Source organism: Pseudomonas sp. BT76 TE3572 (assembly GCF_050435365.1).
Classification (GTDB): Bacteria; Pseudomonadota; Gammaproteobacteria; order Pseudomonadales; family Pseudomonadaceae; genus Aquipseudomonas; species Aquipseudomonas fluorescens_W.
In genome coordinates, this window is sequence record NZ_JBNDKE010000001.1 from 5091613 (window position 1) to 5110996 (window position 19384).

Here is a 19384-nt window from a genome sequence, read left to right on the forward strand (position 1 = left end):
CAGCATTTTTGTTGAATGTGCCGCCGCAATCGCGAGCAGGCTCACTCCCACAGGGATCGCATTCACATTGATTTATGTGAGTTGACCTTCGAGGCCTGCATGTCTTTTGATCTCAGCGCGCGCCTTGCTGCCCGTCGTGCCGAAAATCTCTACCGCCAACGCCCATTGCTCGAAAGCCCCCAAGGCCCGGAAGTAGTGGTCGATGGCCAGCCGTTGCTGGCGTTCTGTAACAACGACTACCTGGGCCTGGCCAATCACCCGCAAGTGATCGAAGCCTGGCGTGCCGGTGCGACCCGTTGGGGCGTCGGCGGCGGGGCGTCGCATTTGGTGATAGGTCACAGCAGCCCGCATCACGCGCTGGAAGAGGCCTTGGCCGATTTCACCGGTCGCCCGCGCGCGCTGTTGTTCACCACCGGTTACATGGCTAACCTCGGCGCAGTCACCGCGCTGGTCGGGCAGGGCGATACGGTGCTGGAAGACCGGCTCAATCACGCGTCCCTGCTGGATGCGGGTCTGTTGTCCGGAGCGCGTTTCAATCGCTATCTGCACAACGACGCGGCGAGTCTGGCCAAGCGTCTTGAGAAGGCGACCGGCAATACCCTGGTGGTCACCGACGGTGTGTTCAGCATGGACGGCGACATCGCCGACCTGCCAGCGTTGGCTCGGGCGGCGAAAGCCCAAGGTGCATGGTTGATGGTCGATGATGCTCACGGCTTTGGCCCGCTGGGCGCCAATGGCGGCGGGATCGTCGAGCATTTCGGTCTGAGTCAGGAAGATGTGCCGGTTTTGGTCGGCACGCTCGGCAAGGCATTCGGTACGGCCGGGGCTTTTGTTGCCGGCAGCGAAGAGTTGATCGAGAGCCTGATCCAGTTCGCCCGTCCCTACATTTACACCACCAGCCAGCCGCCGGCGCTGGCCTGCGCAACGCTGAAAAGCCTCGAATTGCTGCGCACTGAACACTGGCGTCGTGAGCATCTGAAGACGCTCATTGCCCAATTCCGCCATGGCGCCGAACAAATCGGCCTGGAGCTGATGGACAGCTTCACGCCGATCCAGCCGATCATGATCGGCGATGCCGGGCGTGCGGTTCGACTGTCGCAGATGCTGCGCGAACGCGGTCTGATGGTCACAGCGATCCGTCCACCGACCGTGCCCGCCGGCAGCGCCCGACTGCGGGTGACCCTGACCGCCGCGCACAGCGAGGCGCAGGTGCAGCTATTGTTAAATGGACTGGCCGATTGTTTTCAACAACTGGGACCGGAGCCAAGCCATGCGTGATCGTCTGATTCTGCTGCCCGGCTGGGGCCTCGGTATTTCTCCTCTGGAGCCTTTGGCGGCAGCGTTACAAGGGCTGGACGAACACTTGCGGGTCGAGATCGAGCCGTTGCCGGAACTGGAATCGAGCGATCTTGATGAGTGGCTCGATGAGTTGGATTCGACGTTACCTCAGGATGCCTGGCTCGGTGGCTGGTCGCTCGGCGGCATGCTCGCTTCAGAGTTGGCGGCCCGGCGTGGCGATCGCTGCTGCGGCTTGCTGACACTGGCGAGCAATCCTTCTTTTGTCGCCCATGAGCAATGGCCAAGCGCGATGCCTGCCGAAACTTTCGATGCGTTTCTGGCCGGCTGCAAGGCTGATCCACGCATGACGTTGAAACGTTTCTCGCTGCTCTGCGCTCAGGGTGCCGAAGACCCGCGCGGGCTGTCTCGGCTGTTGCTCGGTGGCGCGCCACACACTTCGGCAGAGGTGCTGATGAGCGGCCTGGAGTTGCTCGCACAACTGGATACCCGCCAGGCTTTGCAGGTGTTTCGTGGCCCGCAACTGCACTTGTTCGCCGGCCTCGATGGACTGGTTCCAGCCGAAGCGGCGAGCGACCTGCTGACGTTGCTGCCGGATGTTGAAATCGGTCTGATCGAGCAGGCCAGTCACGCGTTTCTTCTGGAAGACCCTCACGGTGTGGCGGGGGCGATTCAGGTCTTTTTGCATGAGTCCGGTGATGACTGATTTATCCCTTCCCAACCTGCCCGGCGGTTTGCCCGACAAACGCCAGGTGGCGGCATCTTTTTCCCGTGCGGCGGCAAGCTACGACAGCGTGGCCGAATTTCAGCGCGACGTTGGCAGTGAATTGTCGAGTCGTTTGCCTGAGGACTTCGTGCCGGGTGTGTGGCTGGATCTGGGCTGCGGCACCGGGCATTTCAGTCGTGCATTGGGCGAGCGATTTCCTGCCAGTCACGGACTGGCACTGGACATCGCCGAAGGCATGCTCAATCACGCCCGGCCATTGGGCGGTGCAACGCATTTCATCGCCGGCGATGCCGAGCGGTTGCCGTTGCAGGATTCGACCTGCGATCTGATCTTCTCCAGCCTGGCGGTGCAGTGGTGCGCGGACTTCGCTTCGGTGCTCAGTGAAGCCAATCGTGTATTAAAACCTGGCGGAATTTTCGCGTTTGCTAGTCTGTGCGTGGGCACATTGTTCGAGTTACGTGACAGCTGGCGTCAGGTGGATGGCATGGTGCACGTCAACCGCTTCCGCGAGTTCGGGGTTTATCAACAGCTTTGCGCGAACAGTGGGTTGAGCGTCGCGAGTCTGGAAACCCGACCGCACGTGTTGCACTACCCGGATGTGCGCAGCCTGACCCATGAGCTGAAGGCGCTGGGTGCACACAACCTGAACCCCGGTCGGCCGGGTGGTTTGACCGGCAGGGCGCGGATCCTCGGACTGATCGAGGCTTATGAGCAGTTTCGTCAGGCCGAAGGATTGCCGGCGACTTATCAAGTGGTCTACGCCGTTTTGGAGAAACCTTTATGAGCGCAGCCTATTTCATCACTGGCACTGACACCGATGTCGGCAAGACCACTATTGCAGCGGGTTTGTTGCACGCTGCGCGGTCAGCCGGTTTGAGCACGGCGGCAGGCAAACCGGTCGCCTCCGGTTGCGATGTGACGCCCAAGGGCTTGCGCAACGCTGATGCATTGGCGCTGTTGGCGCAGTGCTCGTTGCCTTTGACTTACGCGCAGGTCAACCCCGTGGCATTCGAACTACCGATCGCACCGCATCTGGCAGCGCGGGAGGCCGGCGTGGCATTGACGGTGCAATCACTGTTGACGCCCATGCAGGACATTCTCGATATGCAAGCAGACTTCACCTTGATCGAAGGTGCTGGAGGCTGGCGAGTGCCTTTGGCGGATCAGGACAATCTGTCGGACCTTGCGATGGCGCTGGATCTGCCGGTGATCCTGGTGGTGGGTGTGCGCCTGGGTTGCATCAACCATGCGCTGCTGACAGCTGAGGCGATTGCTCAGGACGGTTTGCAGTTGGCGGGGTGGGTGGCCAATATCATCGATCCGAAGACTGCGCGACTGGAAGAAAACCTTGCAACACTTGCTGAGCGGATCCCGGCTCCGTGCCTGGGGCGAGTGCCGAAACTCAAGGTGGTGACGGCTGAAGCGGTGGCGGAGCATCTGCAACTGGACTTACTGGACTGAGTTTTCTGGCAGGGGTTTTAACTATGACAAGGCACTGTGCTATTAGTGTTTTTGTCGGGTCTTTTGTCAGTGGGTCTGTTTCAATGGCCGCTGTTGATCCTTTGTAGGACGAGTTCTCCCATGGAAATCTCAGGAAACACCGCTTTTTATGCCGGTCTGAGCACTATTCAGACAGGGCAGAACCGTGTCGATCAGGCCTCTGGCCAGATCGCCAGCACGACGATCGAGCGTTCGGTGACGAGCCAGTCTTCCGAGGCTCAGGTTGATCGTCTGCGCTCGGTAGATCGCAGTCAGCAGTCGGACCTGGCCAGCAATATGGTCGAAATGTCCCAAGGCAAATTTCAGGTGGAACTGGGCGTCAAAGTCGCCAAGGCATCCGACGAAATGCTCGGTACGCTGATTGATACCTACGCTTGAACCCTCGCTGAACCCGCTCCCTCAACGCCGCGACTATTCGCGGCGTTTTTCTGCGTAAATCCTTCTCCCTCAACTAATCTTTCCTCCACCGCGTATTGCTCAGGCGGCGGTGCTGCGTTGCTGTGGGTGTGGTATTTGCCTCATGTGATGACGAACGGCAAAAGATCGGCGCTTGACAAGATTTGGGCGTAAACGTATGTTTCAAACAACTGTTTGACCGTCACAACAAATCAACACGGTCGTTCATTCCCGGTTACATCAGCAGAGGTTTATCGCTATGCCTGACTACAAGGCCCCCTTGCGTGATATTCGCTTCGTTCGTGACGAACTGCTCGGCTACGAAGCGCACTATCAGAGCCTTCCGGCTTGTGCAGACGCAACTCCAGACATGGTTGACGCCATTCTCGAAGAAGGCGCCAAGTTTTGTGAGCAGGTGCTGGCTCCGCTGAACCGCGTGGGTGACACCGAAGGCTGCACCTGGAGCGAGTCCGGCGTTAAAACCCCGACGGGCTTCAAAGAAGCCTACAAACAATTCGTCGAAGGCGGCTGGCCAAGCCTGGCCCACGACGTAGAGCACGGCGGCCAAGGCCTGCCAGAGTCTCTGGGTCTGGCTGTCAGCGAAATGGTTGGCGAAGCCAACTGGTCGTGGGGCATGTACCCAGGCCTGTCCCATGGCGCGATGAACACCATTTCCGAGCACGGCACGCCTGAGCAACAAGAGGCTTACCTGACCAAGCTGGTTTCCGGCGAATGGACCGGCACCATGTGCCTGACCGAACCGCACTGCGGCACCGACCTGGGCATGCTGCGCACCAAGGCTGAACCTCAGGCCGACGGTTCCTACAAAGTCTCCGGCACCAAGATCTTCATCTCGGCCGGCGAACACGACATGGCCGACAACATCGTCCACATCGTGCTGGCACGCCTACCGGATGCACCGGCTGGCACCAAAGGCATCTCGCTGTTCATCGTGCCCAAGTTCATGCCGAACGAAGACGGTTCGGTCGGCGCACGCAACGCTGTGACTTGTGGTTCCCTGGAACACAAGATGGGCATCCACGGTAACGCGACCTGCGTGATGAACTTCGACGCGGCCACCGGTTACCTGATCGGCCCGGCGAACAAAGGCCTGAACTGCATGTTCACCTTCATGAACACCGCTCGTCTGGGCACCGCGTTGCAAGGTCTGGCTCACGCCGAGATCGGCTTCCAGGGCGGTCTGAAATACGCTCGTGACCGTCTGCAAATGCGCTCGCTGACTGGCCCGAAAGCGCCGGAAAAAGCCGCTGACCCGATCATCGTTCACCCTGATGTACGTCGCATGCTGTTGACCATGAAGGCCTTCGCCGAAGGCAACCGTGCGATGGTTTACTTCACTGCCAAGCAAGTCGACATCGTCAAGTACGGCGTGGACGAAGAAGAGAAGAAGAAAGCCGACGCACTGCTGGCGTTCATGACGCCAATCGCCAAAGCCTTCATGACTGAAGTCGGCTTCGAATCCGCCAACCACGGCGTGCAAATCTACGGCGGCCACGGCTTCATCGCTGAGTGGGGCATGGAGCAGAACGTTCGCGACAGCCGCATTTCGATGCTGTACGAAGGCACCACCGGTATCCAGGCACTCGATTTGCTGGGCCGGAAAGTGCTGATGACTCAAGGCGAGGCCCTGAAAGGCTTCACCAAGATCGTCCACAAGTTCTGCCAGACCAACGAAGGTAACGAAGCGGTCAAAGAGTTCGTTGAGCCATTGGCTGCGCTGAACAAAGAGTGGGGCGAGCTGACCATGAAGGTCGGTATGGCTGCCATGAAAGACCGCGAAGAAGTCGGCGCGGCATCGGTGGATTACCTGATGTACTCCGGTTACGCCTGCCTGGCATACTTCTGGGCTGACATGGCGCGTCTGGCTGCCGAGAAACTGGCTGCCGGCACCACCGAAACGGCGTTCTACACCGCCAAGCTGCAGACTGCGCGCTTCTACTTCCAGCGCATCCTGCCGCGTACCCGCACTCACGTTGTCACCATGCTGTCGGGTGCTAACAACCTGATGGAGATGAAAGAAGAAGACTTCGCGCTGGGCTACTAAGCCTTAACGCAGTGCTTCAAAAAAACCGCCGCTTCCTCCCGGAGCGGCGGTTTTTTTTGCGCTGAGATCAGGCCTTGATCACCATGGCGTCGGATCCAGGGGGCCGACGCCAGTCGGGGTGCTCACGCCTTCGCCATTACGTATGAACGGCAGATGCCAGAAGTCGTTAGGCACCACAGGATCGCCAGGCTTGACGCCTTCCGGAAAGATGAACTCAAACACCGGTGCCACATACTGGCCGGCAATCAGTCCATTGGCGACGGTCAGCCTGCCCGCATTTTGGAGGCAACTGTCCACGGCGGTCTGGGACAAGCTCTGCTGTGGAACGCAAAGTGACCGCGCAACGACGCGCAAGGTGCGTGTCGGCTGGCTAAGAAGCCCAGCGGGCGCTTTGGTCGCACGTAATCTGGCGCGTTGTGGCTGAGGACCTGTGTTCTGTGTGGTAATACCACCCGAGGCTCCCAGGCAACTGGTCGCAAGGCCCAGCGCAGGGTTGCATTCACCCGTCATTTCATAGGGTGTAACCCAGCGATTGGTTTGCACACCTGTCGATGGATTGACATCTATCAGATAGATGTCGACCGGGGTCTTGATGTCGGTGGTCGAGGCTTCAAGGAAAATCCGGTCCTGCGTCTCCTGGGCTACTCCGTTGATGGCCGTTGCAGCCGGGTCGGCCGTGCCGACGCCAAATTCCCCGATAGACAGGTAGCTGGGCTGCGAACCAGGCTGAGTGTAGATCCCGACATTCGCCTCGATCGTGTGTGCAGAGATGAAATCCGGGAGGCCCGTTGTTGTTGACTTGAATAGGGTGCCGGACCAACTGATGAAGTCGCCGACTTCGAAGGGGGCCTGTTGCGTCGGGTCGGGGTCCGTCGCGGTGCGGCTAGCATCGCTGAATCTCTTCATGACGTACTGGCTGCAATAGACCTGCCCCACCGCTGGACCCGAGAGCTCCCCACTGGTCGGAGGCGTGACGCCTGCCTGACTGAAATTGCGGCAGTTGTTGGTCGTGGTCGGGGTGACCACTTTTGGGCGGTTTTTCTGTGGGCAGAGTGCATCGTCTCCGGAAATCGTGCGGGGCACGCACATCGGGTAGCCGGTGGCGGCATGGATGGTCGGGTTGGCATCATCGACGGAGAAGCGTGGGTCGGGGCTTTGAGGTCGGCCAAAACGTCCGTTCGGGTCGTTGATCTGAATAATCGTGGGTTGCGTCGGATTCCCGCTGTCAACTTCGAGGTTGCCGTTGGTGTAGTCGATCCGGGAGATGAAACCGCTCCCCGCGTTGGTTGATTGCTGGGAGACAAAGATCAGCCCGGCAATCTGCTTGTTGGAGACACTATTGCCTACCACATGAATCTCGAACGAGGGGTAGGCCGCCGCTGATTTTCCGAGCGCCAGGGTTCCACCTCTGACGAAGTCGGCCCAGGTCAGGGTGTTGGCCGGCATCTGCATAACGGTGTTGCAAGGAACAGTAATCGTGACGCCGTTTAATTGGACGGTCCCCCCAAAGCGGCCAGGGTCGCTGGTGTTGGGGCAATTCGCATTGGTGGAGTCCAGCGTCATGCTCTGGATAAAGCCTGTAACGTCAAACCCATGTATCGCAGTCGGGTTTGTAAAAACCGGGTCGGGCAGTGTGGGTGTCGTGAACGGCGAGGGCACACCCGGGGGCTTGGCAGTCCCGCCACCACCGCCACCACCAGCTCCGTTTTTGGCAAATGCAAATCCGCCACCCCCAATGGTCAGTGCGACAGCGACGGCACTGGCGAGCAGTGCTTGGCGACTGAAGATGCCGTTGAATCGTTTGTTAGGCAGCAGCGGTATGCCGAGCTTTTTTTCGTACAAAGATAAGGTCATGGCGCACTCCAGTATCTTGCAAGACCAATTGCCGGCCAATCGAGCCCGTAGATTTGCTGATGCGCTGAATCCTGCGCAGGAAAAACGCAAAGCCGTGAGTGTCGAATGTTGGCCCGATCCAGCGGTGTAAGTGCCTGTGTACGGTCGACACTTGCCGTTCGGATGCTTTCGCCTGCGTTGCGTCGGCCGGTTACGGACGCAAACGCGAGAGACATTTCCTTGAGCCTGAGGCGTACAAAGCAGTTGTTGTGCCGGTTTGAAACAATTAGATACAAACAATCGCCGGCGCACTAAGAATGCGGGCTGCGCGGCCAAGGATGGTATTGCGGAGAACACTATTGAATAAATACCCCCAGCATAGGGGGGGATATATGCCCAAGTTTGGGAGTGTATGAAATGACGTGCAGTTACTCACTGGTTGAGTTTGATCCTAAGTGCTGAATGAGAAATATTGTCTATACCTACTCCGGGCGGAATAACATTGCAAGAGAAATGTATTTAGGTGTTAGTCATAAGACTTTTTTGTATTGATGTTAAATAAAATACATAGCTCACGCAGTGTAACTTGTACACGCGTGAAGTGGGGGTTAATCATGTAGGTACTGAGTAAGTGGATCTGGCGTGCCGGGAGATTAAATAGCGGGCGCCCTTTGCTACTGAGTTAGCAATTACTTTGCCAGGGTTTAAATAGATGATTGTTATGCATAAGTGATTGTAAATATTGATATTAATTTGTTTTGTTGATTGTATTTAGATAACCGTTGGGGGATATAACCCGGAAGTGGGGGTGGAGGTACACCAAAGTTGAGGGGGGTTAGTCGCACTTGAGAGGGGCTGCTATTAACACAAAATAACTAACACCTGACAGAAAAAAATATTCGTTTCCGCTTTTGAAATTTTTTGTTACAGCTAGAGTGAAGTTAAGCGCTCTCGCCGGCGCGACAAAAAAGCGTTTCTATCAAACCTGAGCCAAGAGAGTACTTTGCCAGTTCGGCTTCGCCGCGTCGTACCCAACTTCGAGTTGGTGTAATGGCTCGTGCGAGCAGCACGATTCATGGCCGTGAGTTCATCTCGTAACAGGAAAATCCCGGAGCCCGGCTACTCCGTACTGAATCGAGAATGTCATCATGGTAAAACCCTTGAGCATCCTTCGTACTCCCCGCTTGACCTGCGTGATCGCGGGTAACCTGATCGCAGTCAGTCTGGCTTGTAACAGCGCTTTTGCCGCTACAGCGCCAGAGGTTGTCACGCCCGCGCCGGATGTGCCCAGCCTGCAGTCGCTGCATGGGATGACACCGCCTGACCCCTCGGGAACAGAGGGCGGGCGCAAAGTCGACCTGATGACCGACTATGTACTCAATCGTTCGGCAGCGATTATGTTGGGCAAGGCGCTTTTCTGGGACATGGAGATCGGTAGCGATGGCTCGACGGCATGTGCGTCCTGCCACTTTCACGCAGGGGTCGATCACCGGATCACCAACCAGATCAACCCGGGCCAGGCCAGCACCCATGCAAACGTTGCGTCGATCTTCAACAAGCCGTTCGTAGCCGCCGATATTCCAGGCGACGTCTCTTCTTACGCGACCCTGTCCGCAGGCAAGGGCGGGCCGAACTACACGCTCAAGAAAACCGACTTCCCTACCCATGTGCTGGCCGATCCGCTGGATCGCAATTCGCCGATTGTCTACTCGACCGACGATGTGATTGGCTCGCAAGGGGTGTTCGACGCCAACTTCGTCAAACCCAAGCAACGGCGTTTCGACAAGTGCACGCAGCAACCGGACGGTATCTTCCAGGTGGATGGCATCAACGTGCGGCGCAGCACGGGACGCAACGCTCCGACAGTGATCAATGCCGCGTTCAACGTTCGCAACTTCTGGGACGGTCGGGCCAATAACGTGTTCAACGGCTTCTCGCCGTTCGGTAATCGCGACCCTGACGCCGGGATTTTCGTCACCAGCGACCGCAGCGGGGTGGCGACCAAGGTTCGGTTGGCGCTCAACGATGCGTCTGCCGCCTCTCAGGCTGTGGGCCCACCCGGCAGCCCGGTTGAAATGTCCTGCGGCGGTCGCACCTTCGCAGACATTGGACGGCGCATGCTCGATACGCTGATGCTTAAACAGCAGAGGATTTCACCCACCGATTCGGTGCTCGGCCCCGTTTCCGATGCCCGCCGGCCCACCTACAGGGAATTGATCAAGGCGGCTTTTTATCCTCGACTTTGGAACGCCACAAAGCAGGTTTCACTCGGCGATGCTCCTTATACCCAGATGGAAGCTAACTTCTCGCTGTTCTTTGGGCTGGCGATTCAGATGTACGAATCCACCCTGATTTCCGACCAGGCACCGCTGGATGCCTACCTGCAAGGCAATCAACAGGCAATGAATGCCCAGCAAGTCCAGGGGATGAATCTGTTCCTTGGCAAAGGCAAGTGCATCAGTTGTCACGGCGGCGCGGAACTGACCAATGCCGCCAGCCGCTTGCTGTTCCATCCCCGTGAGCGGATCGAACGTATGGTGATGGCTGACAACCTGATCGCGCTGTACGACAACGGCTTCTACAACACCGGTGTGCGCCCGACGTCAGAGGACCTGGCACTCGGCGGATCGGACGCGTGGGGCAACCCGCTGTCGTTCACTCGTGAATACAACACCCAACTGCAAGGCAAAAGTGTGCCGGATCCGCTGGACGTTGATGTGTGCACCTTTGAAGCGCTGCTGAGTGCGGGAATACCCTGCGACCCGACGCTCAAGCCCAATGTGGGCTTCCACGATGCGGTTGATGGTGCATTCAAGACCCCGACCCTGCGCAACATCGCGTTGACCGGGCCTTATTTCCACAATGGCAGCCGCGCGACGCTCAAACAGGTCATGGAGTTCTACAACCGGGGCGGCGACCGGCGCGGCTCGGAGGCGAACAACACCAGCGGATTCGATCATCCGAGTGTGAATCAGCACAACACATCGAACCTCGATCCAGACATGACAGCGCTGAACCTGACTCCCGATGAAGTGGATGCTCTGGTCAAGTTCATGGAGGTCGGGTTGACCGATCCGCGGGTCGCCTGGGAGCAGGCGCCATTCGATCATCCATCGCTGGTCATTCCACAAGGCGAGGTGGGTGACGAAAACTCCGTGACGATACGGCCAGTCAATCCGAAGATAACCACCCGACAGGCGATGGATGCGCTAATGACGCTCAAACCCGTAGGTGCAGAAGGTCGCAAAGTTAAAGAGGGACCGTTGCTGCCGTTCTACAACGATCTTTGATTGAACGACCGTGACTGGCCGCGCTGTTTTTGCGGCCAGACACGCACCTGCTAAAAAAACCTGGCAAATCGCTCAGTAAGCCGGCGTTTCTGCCGTTACAGTAGGTGGGCACAATGCCATCTATTGATATGACGGGTCGGAGCTTTACCCTTGCCGCGTTCTTCCGCTGTACGTTTCAGCCATTTCCTGCCGTCATTGCTGCTGTTGCTCGCGGGGCTGGCGGCTGCGTACGTGAAGGACCTGAACGTCTTTTTCACCTCCCTGTTCAACGTACTGCCAACCCTGGTGTTGTTGCTCGGCGGTGCTTACTGCGCGGTTTACCGACGTCAGCGTGAACTGTTTCTGATGGTCACGGTGTACATCGCCTACTTCCTGCTCGACACCCAGACCGACTATTACCGTGACAATGGCAAGGTTCGCGAAGACGCCGCTGTGGTGTTCCATCTGTGCTGCCTGTTGCTCCCGCTGCTATTTGGTGTGTTCGCCGCCTGGCAGGAGCGCACCCACCTGTTCCAGGACATGGTGGCGCGTTTCGCTGTGTTGCTGGCCTTCGGTAGCGTGGCGTTGGGGCTGGAACAAAGTTACCCGCAGGCGCTATTGATGTGGCTGTCGGAAATCCGCTGGCCGGCACTGCATGGCGCGTGGATGAGCCTGATCCAGTTGTCGTATCCGGTGTTCATCGCCTCGTTTGTATTGCTGGCCTGGCAATACTGGCGCAACCCGCGACCCTTGCATGCTGCCCAATTGGTGGGCCTGCTCGGGTTGTTCTGGATGTTGCCGAAAACCTTCATCCTGCCGTTCACCCTGAACATCATGTGCAGTCAGGTGATGTTGATGATTGCCGCAGCGGTCGCCCATGAGGCCTATCAAATGGCCTTCCGCGACGAGCTTACCGGTCTGCCGGGCCGCCGCGCCTTGAACGAGCGGATGCAGCGGCTGGGGCGCAATTACGTGCTGGCGATGAGCGACGTCGATCACTTCAAGAAATTCAACGACACCCACGGTCACGATGTCGGCGACCAGGTACTACGACTGGTTGCCAGCAAGCTGTCGAAAATCGGCGGAGGCGGTAGGGCGTATCGCTACGGCGGAGAAGAATTTGCGTTGGTGTTCGCAGGCAAGACCCTCGAAGAGTGCATGCCGCACCTGGAAGTCATCCGCGAGTCCATCGCCACCTACAATATTCAACTGCGCAATCAGGACAGCCGTCCTCAGGATGACCAGCAAGGTCGTCAACGTCGCGCGGGCGCGGGCGCCTCAAGTGTGTCGGTCACCGTCAGCATCGGCGTGGCCGAACGACTGGAGCAGCGTACCCCCGAAAAAGTGCTCAAGTCCGCGGACGAGGCGCTCTACAGTGCCAAGGGCGCGGGGCGCAACTGTGTGGTGGCGTTCGGTCAAAACCGTCGTGGCGCGGTGCGCATGGACGCCGCTACTGATTGAGTGATGATGGCGCATTCAGCGTCTGGACTGTGATTGTGAGGCCGGGGGCGCGGCAGTAGGTTTGGGGAATCTGCTGCCGGAGAAATGACCATGCCTGAGTACAAAGCTCCCCTGCGCGACATGCGCTTTCTGATCGACCACGTCTTCGATTTTCACAGCAACTACGCCGCGCTGGGCGCCACCGATGCCAGCCCGGACATGGTCAATGCGATCCTCGAAGAAGGTGCAAAATTCTGTGAGAACGTTCTCGCACCGCTAAACCGCAGCGGCGACGAAGAAGGCTGCCATTTCGACAATGGCGTGGTGACTACGCCTACAGGCTTCAAGCAGGCCTTCGCACAATACGTTGAAGGCGGCTGGCACGGTCTGGCGGCTGATCCGGTTTACGGTGGCCAGGGTTTGCCGAGTTCACTGGGGCTGGTGATCAGCGAAATGGTCGGCTCCAGCAACACCTCCTGGGGCATGTACCCCGGCCTGACTCACGGTGCAATGTCGGCAATCCACGCCCATGGCACCGAAGAACAGAAACAGACTTACCTGAGCAAACTCACCGCCGGCCAATGGACCGGCACCATGTGCCTGACCGAAGCCCATTGCGGCACCGACCTGGGCATCATCAAAACCCGCGCCGTGCCTGCGGCCGACGGCAGCTACGCGATCTCCGGCAGCAAGATCTTCATCTCTGCCGGCGAGCACGACATGAGTGACAACATCATTCACCTGGTGCTGGCCAAACTGCCGGACGCTCCGGCAGGCACCAAGGGCATTTCGCTGTTTATCGTTCCTAAATTCCTACCCAATGACGAGGGTGAGGCGGGCGAACGTAATGGCGTTTCCTGTGGCTCGATCGAACACAAAATGGGCATCAAGGCCTCGGCCACCTGCGTGCTGAACTTCGATGAGGCCAAGGGTTTCTTGATCGGTGAGCCGAACAAGGGCCTGAACTGCATGTTCACCATGATGAACCACGCGCGGCTCGGCACCGGCATGCAGGGTTTGTGTCTGGGGGAGGCGAGTTTTCAGGGGGCGATCAAGTACGCCAACGACCGTCTGCAGATGCGTGCGCTGACCGGTCCGAAAGCACCGGATAAACCTGCCGATCCGATCATTGTTCATCCTGACGTGCGCAGGATGTTGCTGACGATGAAAGCCTTCAACGAAGGCAACCGGGCGCTGACCTATTTCACTGCGCAGTTGCTGGACGTGGCACATCTGAGTACGGATGAGACGGCGCGTCAGGATGCCGAAGACCTGCTGGCGTTCCTCACGCCGATCTGCAAAGCCTTCATGACCGATACCGGGCTGGAAGTGACCAACCACGGCATGCAGGTGTTCGGTGGGCACGGATTTATTCGCGAGTGGGGCATGGAGCAGTTGGTTCGTGACTGCCGGATCGCACCGATCTACGAAGGCACCAACGGCATTCAGGCGCTGGACTTGCTTGGAAGAAAAGTCCTCGGCAGCCAAGGAAAATTGCTGCGCGGCTTTACCAAAATCGTTCACAAATTCTGTGCGACGAACGCTGAACATCCGCAACTCGCCAGCTACGTGGCGCAGCTCAACCACCTGAATCAGCAGTGGGGAGAGGTGACCACCAAGGTCGGCATGGCGGCGATGAAAAATCCGGATGAAGTCGGCGGGGCTTCGGTGGATTACCTGATGTACAGCGGTTACATCATCCTTGGCTATCTGTGGTTGCGCATGGCGCTGGTCGCTCAGGCACAGCTCGATTCGGGCAGTGGCGATGCCGATTACTGCCAGGCAAAACTGGCGACCAACGAGTTTTACTTCAAGCGTTTGCTGCCTCGCACGGCGGCTCATCGGGCGGGCATCGAGGCGGGCAGCGATTGTCTGATGAACCTGCCTGCGGAGTTATTCGCACTATAGTGTTTCAAATCGACATAAAAGAGCCCGCCTAGTTGCGGGCTTCTTTAATGCTTCGCTCTCCAGTGACTAAAAATAACAAAACGGTCATGAGCTGACCCTATGTGTCGTAAAAGTTGTTGGGTTACACTCAAACTCAACGAAAGCACCACTCCTACGAATCACCTGTTTAGATCTTGCGAGGTTTGCCATGGCTGACTACAAAGCGCCCCTGCGCGATATGCGCTTCGTCCTCAATGAAGTTTTCGAGGTCGCCAAACTCTGGGCCGAGCTGCCAGCGCTGGCCGAGACTGTCGATGCTGAAACGGTCGAAGCCATTCTTGAAGAGGCCGGCAAGGTCACCAGCAAAAGCATCGCGCCCCTGAGTCGTGCGGCTGACGAAGAAGGTTGCCATTGGGCGGACGGTGCCGTCACCACGCCGGCAGGTTTCCCACAGGCTTATCAGACTTACGCTGAAGGTGGTTGGGTCGGTGTCGGCGGCGATCCGACCTACGGCGGCATGGGCATGCCCAAGGCTGTTTCGGCTCAGGTCGAAGAAATGGTCAACTCCGCCAGCCTGTCGTTCGGCCTGTACCCGATGCTGACCGCAGGCGCCTGCCTGTCGATCAACGCCCACGCCAGCGAAGAGCTGAAAGCCGCGTACCTGCCGAACATGTACGCCGGCGTCTGGGCCGGCTCCATGTGCCTGACCGAGCCACACGCCGGCACGGACCTGGGGATCATCCGCACCAAGGCCGAGCCTCAGGCCGACGGTTCCTACAAAGTCAGTGGCACCAAGATCTTCATCACCGGAGGTGAGCACGACCTGACCGAGAACATCATTCATTTGGTACTGGCCAAACTGCCAGACGCACCGGCGGGCCCGAAAGGTATTTCGTTGTTCCTGGTGCCCAAGTTCATGGTCAATGCCGATGGCAGCCTGGGCGCACGCAACCCGGCGACCTGCGGTTCGATCGAACACAAGATGGGCATCCAGGCGTCCGCGACCTGTGTGATGAATTTCGATGAGGCCGTGGGTTATCTGGTCGGCGAGCCGAACAAAGGCCTGGCGGCGATGTTCACCATGATGAACTACGAACGTCTGGGTGTTGGTATTCAGGGCCTGGCCAGCGGCGAGCGCTCGTACCAGAACGCCGTCGAATACGCCCGCGACCGTCTGCAAAGCCGTTCGCCGACTGGCGCGCAGAACAAGGACAAGGTCGCTGACCCGATCATCGTCCACCCGGACGTGCGTCGTATGTTGCTGACCATGAAAGCCTCGAACGAAGGCGGCCGTGCCTTCTCGACGTACGTGGCCATGCAACTCGACACCGCCAAGTTCAGCGAAGACGCCACGACCCGCAAACGCGCAGAAGATTTGGTGGCCTTGCTGACCCCGGTGGCCAAGGCGTTCCTGACCGACCTGGGCCTGGAAACCACGATTCACGGCCAGCAGGTTTTCGGCGGCCACGGTTACATTCGTGAGTGGGGCCAGGAGCAATTGGTGCGCGACGTGCGCATCACCCAGATCTACGAAGGCACCAACGGCATTCAGGCGCTGGACCTGGTAGGGCGCAAGATCGTCGGCACGGGCGGGGCGTTCTACAACCTGTTTGCCGACGAGATCCGTCATTTCACCGCGACTGCCAGTGCTGATCTGGCCGAGTTCACCAAACCGCTGAACGATGCCGTGACCACCCTCGACGAACTGACCGCCTGGTTGCTGGATCGGGCGAAAAGTAACCCGAACGAAATCGGCGCTGCCTCGGTCGAGTACCTGCAAGTATTCGGTTACGTGTCGTATGCGTACATGTGGGCACTGATGGCCAAGGCCGCTTTTGGCAAAGAGGCCCAGGACGATTTCTATGCGAGCAAGTTGGGCACGGCGCGCTTCTATTTCGCACGTCTGCTGCCGCGTATTCACTCGTTGAGCGCGTCGGTGAAGGCCGGCAGCGAGTCCTTGTTCCTGCTGGACGCAGGGCAGTTCTGACACTGTAACGTCATGTAAGCAATCTCTTACATGACGTGCTGCTTTTCTCCCATAGATGCAGATTGGATCCACAGCTAATCTACTTCACATGGACGTCGCGCAGGAAGCGCAAAGCAACAACACGGACACGTAGGATTCTGCCAGGACGGCGGAGTGAAATGGATGTCAGGGAAACAGTCTGCAAAGCCCCGCTTCGGCGGGGTTTTCTTTTGCCTGCAAAAAAGTGCTCAGCTCATTTCATCCAGGGTTGCCGGGCTGCTCAAACGACCCTCCGAGCCATTCATCACTTCCTCCAGCAACGTACGCAATAAGGCCAGCGAAGCCTGTTGCCGCTGCACATCCCGACACACCAAACCAACTTTCAGCGGCACCCTCGGCTCGCTCAATGGTTTCCACAACAGTTCCTTATTGCCGTGTGCCTGTTGCGAGCGTCCGGGCAGCACCGTCGCCAGTCGCGTGTGCGGCAGGCTGTCGAGAATCCCCGCCATGTTGTTCAGTTCTGCCTGTACCTGCGGACGTCGTCCCAGATTGGCCAGTTGCGCCTGCCAGATCTGCCGCACTTGAAACTCTTCACCCAGCAACAACATTGGCAATTCGGCGGCCTGACTCATCGAGACTTTCTTGAATTCCCGCAACGGGTGATCCGCCGGGATGACCAGGGTCAGCTCGTCTTCGTACAGCATCACGCCGTGCAACCCCGGCTGACGAGGCGGCAGATAGCTGATGCCAATGTCCAGAGAGCCGTTGAGCAAGCGCCGCTCGATTTCCAGCCCTGTCAGTTCATAGATCTGCACCACTAAATGCGGCTGTGCCTTGCGCACGCGTTCGAGCATCTGCGGCACCAGGCTGGTATGGACGGTCTGCAATACACCGATGGCCAACGTGCGCAGCGCCTGGCCCTTGAAGTTGCCCAACGCTTCCCGTGCCCGCTGCAATCCATCCAGCAAGGGCAGGGCATGGTTGTACAAAGTATGAGCAGCCAGGGTGGGCAGCAGACGTTTGCTGCTGCGTTCGAACAGGCTCACATCGAGGTTTTGTTCGAGGTGGCGGATCTGCTGGGACAGTGCCGGCTGGGAGATTGAAAGCCGCTCGGCAGCCCGGCCCACATGACCTTCTTCGTAGACCGCGACGAAATAACGCAGTTGCTTGAAATCCATAAGGTGTGCTTATCGAAAATGCTGGGAAATCGAAATGGCCCAAGGCCTCGCCTGAGCCTAGTCTAACCGCATTCACAAGGCTTACAGGGCCACAGAGCGCGATGAATACCGTTTGCTTCGAGGGTGTTTACATAGGTAAGGCAAAAAACCTCACACGAGGTTTGATCAGATGAACCTGTTTAATCTGCGGCGTACTCCTCCGAGTCTTGATGACCTGGCGGTAGGCGCCTTCTTGCCGTCCCAAGGCGACAATCTTTCCAGCGAGTGCCTGATGCCCAGTGTCGAGAGACCGAAACAGATATTCGTGCGCGGCCAGGGCTCATGGTTGTGGGACAGCGATGACCGCGCTTATCTGGATTTCTCACAAGGTGGCGGGGCCAATAGCCTCGGACACAGCCCTTCGGTGCTGGTCAACGCCATCGCGACGCAGGCTCAGTCGTTGATCAACCCCGGTTTCGGCCTGCATAACCGCGGCATGCTCAATCTTGCTGAGCGACTGTGTTCCAGCACCGGCAGTGATCAGGCGTACCTGCTCAACAGTGGCAGCGAAGCCTGTGAAGCGGCGATCAAACTGGCGCGTAAATGGGGCCAACGGCATCGTGGCGGGGCTTCGCGGATTATCGTTGCCAGCAACGGTTGCCATGGTCGTAGTCTGGGGACGATTTCGGCGTCGGACAGTTCGAATCTGACTAACCGATTCGAGCCGCTACTTCCGGGCTTCAGTCACGTGCCGTTCAATGACCTTCCGGCCTTGCATGCGGCTGTCGACGCCCAGACCGTGGCGATCATGCTCGAACCGATCCAGAGCGAAGCCGGGGTGATACCGGCCACCGAGCATTACCTCAAAGGGGTCGAGCGCCTGTGCCGTGAGCTGGGCATTCTGCTGATCTTCGACGAAGTGCAAACCGGCATCGGTCGTTGCGGCACTTTACTCGCCGAACAATCCTACGGCGTGCGGGCAGATATCGTTGTTCTCGGCAAAGGGCTGGGCGGTGGCGTGCCATTGGCGGCGTTGCTGGCGCGGGGCAAGGCCTGCTGTTTCGAGGTCGGCGAAGTGACAGGTACTCATCATGGCAATGCGCTGATGACGGCTGCCGGGCTTGCCGTGCTCGACAGCGTGCAGGACAAGGGGTTTCTCGATCATGTCAGGGAAACCGGTCAGCACTTGAGCGAAGGTCTGCAGCGTTTATCCCATCGCTATGGTCACGGTGAGCTGCGCGGGCAAGGACTGTTCTGGGGTCTTACCTTGTCCGACGAATCGGCTGACGCCGTCGTCAAGGCGGCGTTGTACGAAGGCCTGCTACTCAACGCTCCGCAGCCCGATTGCCTGCGCTTTACCCCGGCCCTGACCGTCAGCAAAGCCAACATCGACGAAATGCTCCTGCGCCTGGCCCGCGCCTTCTCCCGCGTGCGCACTGCGCAACTGCAGTGCCGCAAAGGGATTGCCGTCTGATCAGACCCGCCCTACACGAATTCCCGAACCGTCTCGCGGTATAACGCATCGCCCCACGCCTGACTCTTTTGGCGTGGGGCGTTTTTTTGTCTGCGAAATTCACCGCGATGGTTGGGTGCTCGGAAGTCACAGAACTGAACCCTGACAAACGGCAAAGGTCGATTAGCTGTATGGCTCACACGAGCCAACTTTAATCAGGAGCTGACCCCATGGACTTTATTCGCATCATCATCGCCATTCTGTTGCCGCCACTGGGTGTGTTTCTGCAAGTCGGTTTCGCCGGGGCGTTCTGGCTGAATATTCTGCTGACGCTGTGCGGTTACATCCCCGGGATCGTGCATGCGGTGTACATCATCGCCAAGCGCTGAGTTTCG

At 58.4% G+C, this 19384-nt stretch carries 14 protein-coding genes; 12 read left to right on the forward strand and 2 right to left on the reverse strand.

Features of this window, described 5'->3' with window-relative positions; all coding sequences use genetic code 11:
- Positions 1-99: 99 nt before the first annotated feature.
- The 6 genes from bioF (at position 100) to ABH912_RS23105 (ending at position 5984) form a co-directional block, all read left to right on the forward strand.
- Complete coding sequence (bioF, locus tag ABH912_RS23080; RefSeq protein ID WP_429511742.1) at positions 100-1278, forward strand: 8-amino-7-oxononanoate synthase; 1179 nt, start codon at positions 100-102, stop codon at positions 1276-1278.
- A complete protein-coding gene (locus ABH912_RS23085; RefSeq protein WP_429511743.1) occupies positions 1271-2002 on the forward strand; it encodes an alpha/beta fold hydrolase in 732 nt (243 codons plus the stop codon). Before bioF ends, ABH912_RS23085 begins: the two co-directional genes overlap by 8 nt.
- On the forward strand, positions 1995-2807 hold the full coding sequence (gene bioC / locus ABH912_RS23090) for a malonyl-ACP O-methyltransferase BioC (protein ID WP_033056245.1): 813 nt from the start codon (positions 1995-1997) through the stop codon (positions 2805-2807). The genes ABH912_RS23085 and bioC overlap by 8 nt, the downstream gene beginning before the upstream one ends.
- Positions 2804-3484 (forward strand): dethiobiotin synthase, encoded by a 681-nt coding sequence (gene bioD / locus ABH912_RS23095; RefSeq protein WP_429511744.1) that lies wholly within the window; start codon positions 2804-2806, stop codon positions 3482-3484. Before bioC ends, bioD begins: the two co-directional genes overlap by 4 nt.
- A 120-nt stretch (positions 3485-3604) precedes the next feature.
- Positions 3605-3901, forward strand: a complete 297-nt coding sequence (locus ABH912_RS23100; RefSeq protein ID WP_033056243.1) for a hypothetical protein — start codon at positions 3605-3607, stop codon at positions 3899-3901.
- A 277-nt stretch (positions 3902-4178) separates the two neighbouring features.
- The gene (locus ABH912_RS23105; protein WP_429511745.1) at positions 4179-5984 is read left to right on the forward strand and encodes a phenylacyl-CoA dehydrogenase; all 1806 of its coding nucleotides are present in this window, start codon (positions 4179-4181) and stop codon (positions 5982-5984) included.
- A 78-nt stretch (positions 5985-6062) separates the two neighbouring features.
- Here ABH912_RS23105 and ABH912_RS23110 read toward each other — a convergent pair whose 3' ends face one another.
- A complete protein-coding gene (locus ABH912_RS23110; RefSeq protein ID WP_429511746.1) occupies positions 6063-7838 on the reverse strand; it encodes a hypothetical protein in 1776 nt (591 codons plus the stop codon).
- Between the two features lie 1127 nt (positions 7839-8965).
- Here ABH912_RS23110 and ABH912_RS23115 point away from each other — a divergent pair.
- From ABH912_RS23115 to ABH912_RS23130, 4 genes are all read left to right on the forward strand, one after another.
- Positions 8966-11107, forward strand: coding sequence for a cytochrome-c peroxidase (locus ABH912_RS23115; protein ID WP_429511747.1), 2142 nt, complete (start codon positions 8966-8968; stop codon positions 11105-11107).
- 150 nt (positions 11108-11257) lie between these two features.
- Complete coding sequence (locus tag ABH912_RS23120; RefSeq protein ID WP_429511748.1) at positions 11258-12547, forward strand: GGDEF domain-containing protein; 1290 nt, start codon at positions 11258-11260, stop codon at positions 12545-12547.
- A 90-nt stretch (positions 12548-12637) separates the two neighbouring features.
- Positions 12638-14434: an acyl-CoA dehydrogenase C-terminal domain-containing protein gene (locus ABH912_RS23125; protein WP_429511749.1), complete on the forward strand. Its 1797-nt coding sequence runs from the start codon at positions 12638-12640 to the stop codon at positions 14432-14434.
- 187 nt (positions 14435-14621) lie between these two features.
- Entirely contained in the window at positions 14622-16400 is a 1779-nt protein-coding gene (locus tag ABH912_RS23130; RefSeq protein WP_429511750.1) for an acyl-CoA dehydrogenase C-terminal domain-containing protein, read from the forward strand.
- A gap of 227 nt (positions 16401-16627) precedes the next feature.
- Here ABH912_RS23130 and ABH912_RS23135 read toward each other — a convergent pair whose 3' ends face one another.
- Positions 16628-17557: a LysR family transcriptional regulator gene (locus ABH912_RS23135; RefSeq protein ID WP_056741283.1), complete on the reverse strand. Its 930-nt coding sequence runs from the start codon at positions 17555-17557 to the stop codon at positions 16628-16630.
- A 169-nt stretch (positions 17558-17726) separates the two neighbouring features.
- On the opposite strand from ABH912_RS23135, the gene ABH912_RS23140 reads away from it, so the two are divergent.
- Together ABH912_RS23140 and ABH912_RS23145 are read left to right on the forward strand one after the other, a co-directional pair.
- Positions 17727-19010: an aspartate aminotransferase family protein gene (locus tag ABH912_RS23140; protein WP_429511751.1), complete on the forward strand. Its 1284-nt coding sequence runs from the start codon at positions 17727-17729 to the stop codon at positions 19008-19010.
- A gap of 209 nt (positions 19011-19219) precedes the next feature.
- Entirely contained in the window at positions 19220-19378 is a 159-nt protein-coding gene (locus tag ABH912_RS23145) for a YqaE/Pmp3 family membrane protein (protein WP_007904205.1), read from the forward strand.
- Positions 19379-19384: the final 6 nt, after the last annotated feature.

Excerpts from the sequence above, each read along its gene's own strand:
- ABH912_RS23145 (WP_007904205.1), top strand. The coding sequence starts at position 19,220 with ATGGACTTTATTCGCATCATCATCGCCATTCTGTTGCCGCCACTGGGT.
- ABH912_RS23125 (WP_429511749.1), top strand. The coding sequence starts at position 12,638 with ATGCCTGAGTACAAAGCTCCCCTGCGCGACATGCGCTTTCTGATCGAC.
- ABH912_RS23130 (WP_429511750.1), top strand. The coding sequence starts at position 14,622 with ATGGCTGACTACAAAGCGCCCCTGCGCGATATGCGCTTCGTCCTCAAT.
- ABH912_RS23140 (WP_429511751.1), top strand. The coding sequence starts at position 17,727 with ATGAACCTGTTTAATCTGCGGCGTACTCCTCCGAGTCTTGATGACCTG.
- bioF (WP_429511742.1), top strand. The coding sequence starts at position 100 with ATGTCTTTTGATCTCAGCGCGCGCCTTGCTGCCCGTCGTGCCGAAAAT.
- ABH912_RS23105 (WP_429511745.1), top strand. The coding sequence starts at position 4,179 with ATGCCTGACTACAAGGCCCCCTTGCGTGATATTCGCTTCGTTCGTGAC.
- ABH912_RS23135 (WP_056741283.1), bottom strand. The coding sequence starts at position 17,557 with ATGGATTTCAAGCAACTGCGTTATTTCGTCGCGGTCTACGAAGAAGGT.
- bioD (WP_429511744.1), top strand. The coding sequence starts at position 2,804 with ATGAGCGCAGCCTATTTCATCACTGGCACTGACACCGATGTCGGCAAG.
- ABH912_RS23085 (WP_429511743.1), top strand. The coding sequence starts at position 1,271 with ATGCGTGATCGTCTGATTCTGCTGCCCGGCTGGGGCCTCGGTATTTCT.
- bioC (WP_033056245.1), top strand. The coding sequence starts at position 1,995 with ATGACTGATTTATCCCTTCCCAACCTGCCCGGCGGTTTGCCCGACAAA.
- ABH912_RS23110 (WP_429511746.1), bottom strand. The coding sequence starts at position 7,838 with ATGACCTTATCTTTGTACGAAAAAAAGCTCGGCATACCGCTGCTGCCT.
- ABH912_RS23100 (WP_033056243.1), top strand. The coding sequence starts at position 3,605 with ATGGAAATCTCAGGAAACACCGCTTTTTATGCCGGTCTGAGCACTATT.
- ABH912_RS23115 (WP_429511747.1), top strand. The coding sequence starts at position 8,966 with ATGGTAAAACCCTTGAGCATCCTTCGTACTCCCCGCTTGACCTGCGTG.